General features: G+C 45.8%; 11 protein-coding genes and 1 riboswitch. Of the genes, 4 read left to right on the forward strand and 7 right to left on the reverse strand.

Translation table 11 applies throughout. The annotated features are described in order from the left end of the window. The first annotated feature begins 3 nt into the window (after nt 1-3). From FSC11_RS01100 to ftsW, 3 genes are all read left to right on the forward strand, one after another. Entirely contained in the window at nt 4-255 is a 252-nt protein-coding gene (locus FSC11_RS01100) for a DUF6587 family protein (RefSeq protein WP_004896377.1), read from the forward strand. A 162-nt stretch (nt 256-417) separates the two neighbouring features. Further along, complete coding sequence (gene murD, locus FSC11_RS01105) at nt 418-1,764, forward strand: UDP-N-acetylmuramoyl-L-alanine--D-glutamate ligase (RefSeq protein WP_163164659.1); 1,347 nt, start codon at nt 418-420, stop codon at nt 1,762-1,764. 20 nt (nt 1,765-1,784) lie between these two features. Next, nucleotides 1,785-2,981, forward strand: coding sequence for a putative lipid II flippase FtsW (gene ftsW / locus FSC11_RS01110; RefSeq protein ID WP_004810120.1), 1,197 nt, complete (start codon nt 1,785-1,787; stop codon nt 2,979-2,981). Here the strand turns inward: ftsW and FSC11_RS01115 are convergent. The 7 genes from FSC11_RS01115 to FSC11_RS01145 form a co-directional block, all read right to left on the reverse strand. Continuing rightward, nucleotides 2,970-3,230, reverse strand: coding sequence for a zinc ribbon domain-containing protein (locus FSC11_RS01115; protein ID WP_163164661.1), 261 nt, complete (start codon nt 3,228-3,230; stop codon nt 2,970-2,972). The two genes, ftsW and FSC11_RS01115, sit on opposite strands and share 12 nt — an antisense overlap. Nucleotides 3,231-3,279: 49 nt before the next feature. Then, entirely contained in the window at nt 3,280-4,200 is a 921-nt protein-coding gene (gene gluQRS / locus FSC11_RS01120) for a tRNA glutamyl-Q(34) synthetase GluQRS (protein ID WP_227590994.1), read from the reverse strand. A 2-nt stretch (nt 4,201-4,202) separates the two neighbouring features. Further along, nucleotides 4,203-4,730: an RNA polymerase-binding protein DksA gene (gene dksA, locus FSC11_RS01125; protein ID WP_163164665.1), complete on the reverse strand. Its 528-nt coding sequence runs from the start codon at nt 4,728-4,730 to the stop codon at nt 4,203-4,205. Between the two features lie 210 nt (nt 4,731-4,940). Further along, nucleotides 4,941-5,753 carry a 3',5'-cyclic-AMP phosphodiesterase gene (cpdA, locus tag FSC11_RS01130; RefSeq protein WP_163164667.1) on the reverse strand — a complete coding sequence of 271 codons (813 nt, stop codon included), beginning with the start codon at nt 5,751-5,753 and terminating at the stop codon, nt 4,941-4,943. A 5-nt stretch (nt 5,754-5,758) separates the two neighbouring features. Further along, nucleotides 5,759-6,382: an NUDIX domain-containing protein gene (locus tag FSC11_RS01135; protein WP_163164670.1), complete on the reverse strand. Its 624-nt coding sequence runs from the start codon at nt 6,380-6,382 to the stop codon at nt 5,759-5,761. Nucleotides 6,383-6,457: 75 nt separating this feature from the next. Then, a complete protein-coding gene (gene thiC / locus FSC11_RS01140; RefSeq protein ID WP_163164672.1) occupies nt 6,458-8,353 on the reverse strand; it encodes a phosphomethylpyrimidine synthase ThiC in 1,896 nt (631 codons plus the stop codon). A gap of 86 nt (nt 8,354-8,439) precedes the next feature. Next, a riboswitch (TPP riboswitch) is annotated at nt 8,440-8,570 on the reverse strand. Between the two features lie 92 nt (nt 8,571-8,662). After that, entirely contained in the window at nt 8,663-9,703 is a 1,041-nt protein-coding gene (locus tag FSC11_RS01145; protein ID WP_163164674.1) for a hypothetical protein, read from the reverse strand. Nucleotides 9,704-9,995: 292 nt separating this feature from the next. Here FSC11_RS01145 and abuO point away from each other — a divergent pair, with 292 nt between their 5' ends. After that, a complete protein-coding gene (gene abuO, locus FSC11_RS01150) occupies nt 9,996-11,339 on the forward strand; it encodes a multidrug efflux outer membrane protein AbuO (RefSeq protein ID WP_163164676.1) in 1,344 nt (447 codons plus the stop codon). Nucleotides 11,340-11,452 lie beyond the last annotated feature (113 nt).

An 11,452-nucleotide genomic window follows, 5' to 3' on the forward strand; every position in this document is an offset into this window, starting at 1 on the left:
GAGATGATTGAAATTCTGATTGTGACGGCACTGGTGCTTTGGAGTGCAGTGGTGGTATTTAAGAAGGTATTTCCGAATACTTCACGCTCGGTCTTCCTGAAGCTATCCAATGCTTGCGAAGCCCAAGGCTGGCATAAGCTGGCGAAATGGTTAAAACCTGCGATGGCGAGTGGCTGTGGAGGCAATTGTGCCTGTCCGGCATCCGAGCAGCCAGCAGAGAAAAAGCCTGCTCAGCAAGCAGTGAAGTGGAAATAGTTTTCCAGCAAACTTAAAAGTGAAAAAGCCATCATGTTTATGATGGCTTTTTTTATGCAATATACAAAAAAATCTGCAGAAAGATGAAACAGAAAAAGCATTCAAAACGGCAAAGTGCTAACATTTCAAAAGTTTCAAATTAGACCAGAACATGAGGCAAAAATGTTAATACAACGTGGTGGACTTAAGGTCGTTGCAGGACTTGGAATTTCAGGTGTTGCAGCAGTCAATTTCTTACATAACAAGGGCTATCGCGTTGCAGTAACAGACTCTAGAGCAAATCCACCGGGGCATGACCAGATTCCTGCCGAAGTACAAACCAGCTTTGGTAAATTTGACCAGGAATTATTACTCTCAGCAGAAGAAATCATCATCAGTCCGGGGCTTGATCCGAAACTTCCTGAAATTCAGGCAGCGATTGCCAAAGGTATTCCAGTGGTGAGTGAAATCCAGATTCTGCGCCGTTCTACCGATAAACCCATTGTTGCGATTACCGGTTCAAATGCCAAAAGTACCGTCACCACATTAATTGGTCTGATGGCCGCAGATGCGGGTAAAAAAGTGGCAGTGGGTGGCAACCTTGGCCGTCCTGCGCTGGATCTGACCAAAGATGATCCTGAACTCTATATTTTAGAGCTTTCAAGTTTTCAGCTGGAAACCACATCGAATCTGAAGGCTGAAGTGGCAGTGGTGCTGAATATGAGTGAAGACCATCTGGATCGTCATGGCGATATGATGGGCTACCACACAGCAAAACACCGTATTTTCCAAGGCGTCAAAAAAGTGGTGTATAACCGCGATGATTCACTGACTCGTCCACTGGTTCCGGATGCAACGCCAATGCAAAGCTTTGGTTTAAATGCACCTGATATAAACCAGTACGGCGTGTTACGTGACACGGATGGCACGATCTGGTTAGCGCGTGGACGCGAACGTTTATTGAAAAGTTCTGAGATGTATATTCAAGGCACGCACAATGTCGCGAATGCTTTGGCCTGTTTGGCTTTAGGTGAAGCAATGGGCTTGCCAATAGACAGCATGCTGGAAACACTCAAAACCTTTAAAGGTTTGGAACATCGCTGTGAGTTCGTTAAAGAAGTGCAGGGCGTGCGTTATTATAACGACTCTAAAGGTACCAATATCGGTGCGACTCTGGCCGCTTTAGACGGTCTAGGTGCGGCGATCGAAGCACAAGGTGGGAAAGTGGCAATCATTCTTGGTGGCGAGGGTAAAGGCCAGGACTTCACTGCTTTACGTAACTCATTGTCTAAATACGCGAAGGTAGCAGTGGTGATTGGTGTGGATCGTCCAATCATTGAAGCAGCAATTGAAGGAACCACGACACTTGTGCATGCGGAAAGCCTGCAGGAAGCAGTAGAAATCTGCCAGAGCAATACCCAGCCACATGATGTCGTGCTATTGTCTCCGGCATGTGCAAGTTTTGATATGTTCTCAGGCTATCCTGAGCGTGGCCGTCAGTTCGTTGCGTATGTCAACGCACTTAATTAAGAACAACAAGGATTCGTGATATGGCTGAGTTTGCTCAGACTGCGATCAATAAAATTACTCAAATCTACGAGCAGTGGCTACCCAAGTTACCCGCTGAAGTTAATCCACGTAATGTGCTGATTTTCTGTGTATTGGCTTTGCTATGTATTGGTTCGATTATGGTGGCATCCGCCTCGATGCCGTATGCAGAACGAATTAATGGCAATGCCTTTCACTATATTACCCGACATGCCATCTCGATCGGGGCTGGGGCAGCAGTCGCCTATGCTACTTATAAGATTCCTTTAAATCGCTGGTTTAACAGTACTTTCTTTTTATGGTTTGTGACCATTCTACTGCTATTGGCAGTATTGCTGGTCGGTACTGAAGTCAATGGTTCCAAGCGCTGGATTCGTCTTGCTGGCTTTACCTTACAGGCTTCCGAAGTAGCGAAGGTAATGATGGCAATCTTCACTGCAGACTACGTAGTGCGCCGTGCTGAAGAGGTACGCAACAAGATTTCCGGTTTGGGACGCTTAAGTATCATCATGGGGGCAACCATCCTGTTGGTCATGCTTGAGCCGGACTTGGGGGCAACCGTAGTCATCACGCTAACCATGCTTGGAGTGTTCTTCCTGGCGGGTGCGCCGTGGAACCAGTTTGGTCTGGCTTTCGGCGTCATTATTGGCGCGTTGATCGCTGCAATTGCTTTTGAGCCATATCGTCTGCAGCGTTTCCTGTCTTTCTCGAATCCTTGGGAAGATCCGCTGGGCACGGGTTATCAGCTATCTAATGCGCTCATGGCTTTTGGTCGTGGAGAATGGACGGGTGTCGGTCTGGGACACAGTATTCAGAAAATGTCTTACCTACCTGAAGCGCATACCGATTTTATGCTGGCAATTCTGGGTGAGGAATTCGGTTTTCTGGGCATTGCGATCGTTCTGATTCTGTCTTTCAGCATGATTGTCTGCTGTATTCGCATTGGTCATCGTGCCCTGAAAAACCATTACCTGCGTGCTGGTTATCTGGCATATGGCATTAGTATTATTTTCCTGTTACAGGTTTTGGTGAATGCAGGCATGAACATGGGCATGCTGCCAACCAAGGGTTTGACCCTGCCATTTATCAGTTATGGTGGTTCTTCGCTGATTATGTGTGCCATGATGATCAGCCTGATTCTCAAGATTGATGCCACGACTCGTGAAAGTAATCCAAGCCGTGAGGAATCAAGCTTCTAGATTAGACTGATGGTTCGAGTCAGGCTGGGCATGGTCGAGAACTGTGCTTGGCATGACCGTACCGCAGTGATTACAGCGCACAAAAGCATCCTTGGCTTTCGACAGGGGAATCAAGGGAATAAAGAATAAGGAAAAATAATTACGCTGCTGTCTCAGTTCGTAACCGGCTCGGGTTCGGCACACTGGACACAAGAACTGACTTTTCTCAATGACTTTGGTTTTCGGTCCAACACCAAAAATAAAAAACATAGACTGACTTCCACCTGAATTTTTCTTTAGCTTAAGCCAAAACAGCCCTTTATAAATAGTAGCCTTGTAGCTCAGTTGTGTGTGGAATCCGTTCGATATTCCATTGTGCCACCGCTTGTTTCAGCATTTTTTCCGGAGTATCCAGTTCAACTTCAGCTTGGTGTAAAGCCCGGATGGCCTTTTTCAATAACTCAGGTGCTTGAGTCAGATCGAGCGCCTGCGCCAGATTCTGTTTAGAGAGTTTCTGACCCTGATTATTCATTGCGAGTGGCAGGTGCATATACTGCAGACGAGGGTAGCCGAGCATTTGCCCTATATAAATCTGACGTTCGGTATTATCCAGCAGGTCCGCGCCACGTACCACATGAGTTATGCCTTGCAGGTAATCATCCACCACGACTGCCAGCTGATAGTTAATGATGCTATCACGGCGCTTCAGGACAAAATCTCCCAGATCATGCTTAAGATTAGAGCAATGATGACCTTGCAACGGATCATCAAAACAGATTTCGACATCTTCAACTTTTAAGCGAATGGCCTGATGTTCGAAAGCTAAGCCTAAATCACGGCAGGTATCCTGATAGATATGATTGGAACCGAGCATCTTGCGCGTACATTGACAGGCATAGACCAGACCCTGCTGACGTAGCTGTTCAATCACAGCATCATAAATGTCTAGGCGGTCTTTTTGAAAAATGATTTCGGCATCAGGATCGAAACCAAAGGCATCCATGGCACGAAGAATATGATCTTCACTGCCAGGATAAATGCGGGGAATGTCGGTATCTTCAATACGAACCAGCCATTGACCCTGATGGGCACGGGCATCGCAGTAGCTGGCGACTGCGGTAATGAGGGAACCAAAATGTAAAGGGCCGGTTGGCGATGGCGCGAACCGACCCACATAAGCCATCCTGTTGTCCCCCTCCTTTTTTAAAGGAGGGGTTAGGGGAGGATTATTGAATAACATGCTTAACCGTTATTTTGCTTCTCTTTGATTTCAGCAAGAGTCTTACAGTCAATACATAAAGTCGCAGTTGGACGAGCTTCTAAACGACGCAGACCGATTTCGATACCACAGGTTTCACAGAAACCGTAGTCATCATTTTTGATTGCTTCAATAGACTGTTCGATTTTGCGGATCAGTTTACGTTCACGATCACGGGTACGTAGTTCAATCGCAAATTCTTCTTCTTGTGTTGCACGGTCGTTTACATCTGGAAGTGCCGTATTTTCGTCTTGCATGGTATTCAGCGTACGGTCAACTTCAGTCATCAACTCAGATTTCCAGGCCAGCAGAATCTGGCGGAAATGTTCGAGCTGACCCTCAGACATGTATTCTTCATTTTTTTTCGGTTGATAAGGTTCGATACCAAATAAGCTAGCAGTAGAACCACCTTCAGTCGTTTTTGGCTTAGATTTGCGCACACGTTTTGTAGCTTTTTCATCTACCACATCAGTTTGTTCATCTAAGACTTGATTTTGGTTGTCATTCGCCATTTAGGGCATTCCTCATCATATGCATAGGTAACTACGCAAAAAATATGGTGATATGCAAATTTTTATCCACCCTGAAGAAAGATTATCCTCCTATGGGGGTCGTCATCATATAGACTTTTTATGCGTTTTGATAGTCTTTGATGGCGGGATTGTAGATATCACGTTTCCTTTAAGAGCAATAAAGTAAAGCAAAAAAAACAAATTGAAAAGTTAATAACCTGAAATTTCAGTATTAATTTTAGCTTGCTTTAAAACTACCCTTTGAATGTAAGTCTGGTACTCACCATTGTCTTTTAATTGTAATACGCGATAGCCGGGCTGTGCCTGGTCTAAGGCAAAATTTTCGCTCAAGGGTTTGAACTGTACACTGGTTGAAGGGGTAGACAGATAGCGTACGCCCTGCCATTCATTTTCAGAATCCTGATGCACATGTCCAAATAGCACCATTTTGACATTGGTATGTCGTGCAATCACATCTTTCAATGCTTCTGAATTTTTCAGCCGATGTTGGTCAATCCAGTGTGATTGCATCGCAAAAGGATGATGATGACAGGCCACGATCACATACTGCTTGCTATGCTCAAGCAATAACTGTTCCAGCTGATCCAGCTGTTTTTGTTCTACCCAGCCATCGACCCGACCTTTTACAGCACTGTTGAGCAGAATTAAAGTCCAGCAACCAAAGCTAATCGCATGCGCTTCATCGCTATTTTTATAAAAAGGGAAAATAGCGAGATAATCATCATGATTACCTGGAATCTGATAATGCGGCACATTCCACGCCCGCATAAATTGTAAGTAACGTTGATAGGTAGATTCTGCTGCAACCTGGGCCAGATCTCCGGTATGTACCACCGCATCAATATGCGGAAAACGCTGCTGAATGTCGTGTACGACCTCTAAAAAGCTCTGCTCCGGATTCATGCGGGCAAATTCAAGCTCAGGCTGGTCCATCAGATGCGTGTCTGAAATCTGGATGAGCGTCCAGACTTTTTCAGATGCAGGAGTAGAGGTCTGTGTCATCTGATCTACTCCTTTGGATAGGCTGTTGAGATATGTTGCTGTAACCACTGTAATGCCATAATGACGGGCGCATTTTTGAGGCGGTTATAACGGAATAATTCTGGAAGGTGGGCATAATCAAAAATATGCAGCTGGATATTTTCCCCTTCATCCGGCATGCCATGTACACCGCCATGTTCAGGCAGTTCCGCCTGAGCCACATAAAGGTGGAACAGTTCAGAGCAGGCACCCGCTGAAGGATAGAAACTATACAGATGTTGCAGCTCCTGGATTTCACAGCCAGATTCTTCCAGTGCTTCACGACGGATGCAATGCTCTGGAGATTCATCACCATCTAAAACCCCGGCGATAATTTCCAGCTGCCATGGGGAGTCGGTATCATCCAGTGCACCAATACGGAACTGCTCGATCAGGGCAAATTTTTGTTGTTGGTCATTATAAATCAGCACCCCAGCTGCAGGGCGCCGCGCAATCAGTTCACGCTGAATCGGAGGAATATATTCATTGCTCTCAAAAAGACGATGACTCAGCTGCACTTTTTCGACTTTCACGAATCCTTGATACAGATATTCGCGCTGTTGCAGGTCGACATCATTATAGTTATAGGACGCTTGCTGAATAATCTTCATAAATCAGAAAAGGATGAAAACATTTATTTCATCCTATCTGAGTTTTTAGCAAAAACAACTGATTTTCAGTGGGAATTAGACTTTATGATATAAATTTCGACCACTTTCAATGAAGCTGGTTTTCATGCTGTTAAGACCTGCTTCAACCTCTGGATCGAGCTCTGCTGCCTGCTGTGCATTTTTATGATTATTCGCATAATCCCGCACATTCTGGGTGATCTTCATCGAACAGAATTTTGGACCGCACATGGAACAGAAATGCGCTGACTTGTGTGCCTCTTTCGGCATGGTCTCATCATGCATGCTGCGCGCCGTATCCGGGTCCAGACTCAGGTTAAACTGATCTTCCCAACGGAACTCAAAACGGGCTTTGGACAGGGCATTGTCACGTGCCTGTGCACCCGGATGGCCTTTGGCCAGATCCGCTGCATGTGCGGCAATCTTGTAGGTGATGATACCGTCTTTGACATCCTTTTTGTTTGGCAGACCCAAATGTTCTTTTGGCGTCACATAACACAGCATCGCGGTGCCATACCAGCCGATCATCGCGGCACCAATGGCAGAAGTAATATGGTCGTATCCCGGAGCGATATCGGTGGTCAGTGGTCCCAATGTATAGAAAGGCGCTTCTTTGCAGACTTCCAGTTGCAGATCCATATTTTCCTTGATCATATGCATTGGCACATGGCCTGGACCTTCAATCATCACCTGTACATCATGCTCCCAGGCACGATGGGTCAGTTCACCTAAAGTACGTAACTCAGAGAATTGTGCTTCATCATTGGCATCCTGAATACAACCCGGACGCAGGCCATCTCCCAGACTGAACGAGACGTCATAGGCTTTCATGATTTCGCAGATCTCATCGAAATGGGTATACAGGAAGTTTTCCTGATGATGGGCCAGACACCATTGCGCCATGATTGAACCACCGCGTGATACAATCCCGGTCAGACGGTTCGCAGTCAGTGGGACATAACGTAATAACACGCCAGCATGTATGGTGAAGTAATCCACGCCCTGTTCGGCCTGCTCAATTAAGGTATCTTTAAAGATTTCCCAGGTCAGGTCTTCGGCTACACCATTCACTTTTTCCAGCGCTTGATAAATTGGCACAGTACCGATTGGCACAGGGGAGTTACGGATAATCCATTCGCGGGTTTCATGAATATTTTGACCTGTAGACAAATCCATAATCGTGTCAGCACCCCAGCGGGTTGCCCAGGTCATTTTTGAAACTTCTTCTTCAATGGATGAACCCAGTGCCGAGTTACCGATGTTGGCATTAATCTTGACCAGGAAATTACGCCCGATGATCATCGGTTCGCATTCAGGGTGGTTGATATTGGCTGGAATAATGGCACGACCCGCTGCCACTTCCTGACGTACGAATTCTGGCGTGATTTCGGTCAGGTTTTTCGCACCAAAGTTCTGTCCGGCATGCTGGCGCATGTCGACCCCTTCACGCTGGCGCAGGTTTTCACGAATGGCAATGTATTCCATTTCCGGTGTAATAATGCCTTGCTTGGCATAGTGCATCTGGCTGACATTGTGACCGCGTTTGGCACGACGGGGTTTTTGAATATGCGCAAAGCGGATATTGGCAGTACGGATATCGCGTAGGCGCTGGCGACCAAATTCGGAACTTAAGTCTTCTAGTACTTCGCTATCACCACGCTGTTCAATCCAGCTTTCGCGTACATGCGGCAGACCTTTGTTCAGGTCAATCGTGATTGCAGGATCGGTATAAGCACCAGACGTGTCATACACCATTAAAGGTAGATTTTTTTCACCGCCCAGGCCAGTCGGGGTATCTGTCAGTGAGATTTCACGCATTGGCACCTGAATATCAGGGCGTGAACCTTGAATATAGATTTTGCGGGAAGCTGGTAAAATACGGGTGAGATCTCGAGCTTCCTGCTCATGATGAGCATCGGTTGCGGGAGTGGAGAGATTCGTTAATTGGTTCATGGCAATGATCCTTAGAATGACATCAACGAATCAAGCACGACCAAAAACGCAGGCGGATCTATCTTATAGATAGAAAGAGGGCTTTAAGTTTTTAGAGGCTTGATTCCTACGCAGGTCTTAACCTGATCAGGTTCAACGGTACTCACCATCAAATTGCACTTTAAAAGGCTATTTTGGTGATCTCAGCGAGTGATTACTCGCGCTCCGTCAAGCTCAGGCGATCATATAATAGTTAGGGAATAAAAAGTAGACGTGATGCGCTACTTTCTAGCAGAAATATGCAGTAAAGATTTCAGGGAAAAAAGGCTGTTATAAACAGATGGCGTCCCTGAAACAGTCTTTTTTATAGTCTTGGGCTGGCATCTGAATTCCGGAATAATGGGCAATCTGTTCCCAGGCTGAACGGTTCTGATATTCGCTGTCAAGCACCTGTTTGCGCTGCTCTTCATTCATATCCAGAAACTCTACAAAGCGTTGTGCCTTGGAAGTGATACCGCCTTCATTTCCTTTAGACAGGCCGATAATGGTTTCCAGATGGCTGTGATCAACGGCATAACGATCCCGATAATCCTGGGAAATTGGCGCACTATTCATGCCATGAAACAGGAAGTAATTATATTGCTGTAGCAGATATTCGGCATCTTTCTGGTAAGGGCTTTGCGGAAAACGTTTGAGATAATCCTCCCAGTCCAGAATACGCGCAGCAATTTCAGCAGGTTCAATCATTAAGCGTTGTTGCGTGAATACCGGTTCAAGATTCTGCTGAGACAAGGTTTCAATAAAAGCACGTTCTGCTGCCGGGAGATAAGGTGCAAAGATACGAGCCAAATATTCAGGACTACGACGATAAGTCAGTTGCTGTTCTCCTTGCTCCACCACTTCGACATATGCTTGTCCCTTATGTTTAAGCAGGTACTGGTCACGGGCAGTCAGTTCAACAAAATGACTTTGCTGAATAGTCGGATGTTGAGCCATTTCCAGCGCATATTGTTCAAATGCACGTTGCTGGGCTGGTGTTCTTTCAACTTTCAGGAAACGGCTATACATGGCATTGGCATGACGCATCAGGTTTTTTTGCTGTTTATGCTCTAACAGTGGCAGACACACTTTAAGATTCTGATTGATCTGCTCAAGCGCAAAAGTCGTGCGCTGGTCATCAATTTCAGCCATCTGTTTTTCAATATTCTGGCACATCAGGCTAAAATCTTGAGTTGCAGTATTTTTCTTGACACTGGTTTCAGCAGGCTCAATTTCGACCTGCGGCTGTTTGGGCTGCTGACAGGCAAGCATCAGCAACAGCAACAGGGCAAGGCAGCTGGCAACTAAAATTGAGGAAAAACGTGTAGACACTATAACTCTATGCTCTGATACAAATAATGAATAACAGCGGGGAATGCGCCTATTGTATACATCTTGTGCCAACAGACTGTTTAGTATTGTGAAGCTGTTTGTTAAGCTGTTGTCATCGATTCAAAAATGTGAATCAATATAGGATAAATTCACTTATTTGAATTAAAAAATTAATAAAAATCATACGTAAGTTTAGGAATAGACAAGTAATATTTGTATCACTTTAAGATTCAAGCATTTGGCTATATTTTGTTATGTATGACGATGCAGCAGTTAGGGATTCACATTATAAATGAAGATAAAATTCATCCTTAGTGCCAGCCTATTGTGTTCAAGTTCTGCCGTATGGGCACTGGACTTGGTTGAGGCTTATGAGCGTGCCAAACAGAATGATCCAAACTGGCAGGCCAATGTGCTGCAATATGAAGCCGACCAGCTGAATCTTGGAATTGCCAGCGGTAATTTACTTCCAACTGTAAGCCTGTCGGGAAATGTGACCCGAAAAAACCAGTCGACTGATAATTCTGGAACACAAGGCTTGCCTGCGGAATTTGGGGAATTACAGGGTTCAAGTACAACCACCCGACAGATTGCTGTGACTGCGCGTCAACCTTTGTTTCGCTGGGATGCCTGGCAAGGCTACAAGCAGGTCAAAACCTCAGTAGAACTGAGTGAAGTCAATTTGCGTCTGCAGAAGCAGCAGCATATTTTGCAGGTAGCGGAAGCTTATTTTAATGTACTGCGTCAGCAATCCCTGACCAGTGCCTATTTACAGGAAGAGCAGGCGCTGGCTGAACAGTTGCGCATGATGAATGCCAAACTCAAAGAAGGTCTGGTTGCACGCAGTGATGTCAGCGAAGCCAATGCCCAATATCAGAGTGCCCAGGCTAACCGAATCGCCACACAAGTACAGTTGGTGTTGGCACAGGAGCAACTGGCGCAGTTAATTGGTCCTTATCAGGATAATCTGGCGGTCCTACGCAATGATTTCCAGTTCCAGAAACCATTACCAGCCAATATCCAGTCCTGGACCGAACTGGCACAAAGCCAGAACCTGGAAATTCTACAGGCTCGTCTGCAAAAGCGTTATTCCGAAGATGCCAAACGTGTTGAAGAAGCAGCACGTTATCCGCAAGTTGAAGCAGTGGCAACTTATGGTTATCTGAAACAGTCGCCAGAAACCGTTTTATCTTCGAATGGAGACTTTGATCAGGTCGGAGTAGAGGTCAACTGGAATCTGTTTAGCGGTGGCCGTACCAGTAAGAATATCCAAAAAGCAGGGGTGCTGGTGCAGCGTAGCGATGCCCAGCTGGATGCTGCGATGCGTAGAGCCAATACCGATGTGAAGCAGTCTTATCTACAGGTGGAAACAGATGAAGCCAAGCTGAATGCCCGCAAGGCGGCAATGGAATCAGCAGAAACTGTTTCCCAAGCATCCCGAGCACAATATCAGGAAGGGCTGAAAGCTATGGTGGATGTGCTGCTGGCACAGCGTAATGCTTTTTCTGCCAAAACTGATTATCTGAATGCTAAGTATGATTACCTAATTCATGTGCTGCAGTTGCAGGCCTCAGTAGGGCAGCTCAATGAACAGCAGCTAGCGGAAATGAATGCCTGGCTAGTAGAATATAACTAAAATCTAGCAAGCTCTTTTGAATAGATTGCCACCCTACTTTCATTATTGTAGTACTTTAGGACTGGGGGATTTCTCTCTAATACGGTTCGATGCAGCGTTAATTTTCCAGATAA

This window comes from Acinetobacter schindleri, assembly GCF_010918895.1.
GTDB classification, from domain to species: Bacteria; Pseudomonadota; Gammaproteobacteria; order Pseudomonadales; family Moraxellaceae; genus Acinetobacter; species Acinetobacter schindleri.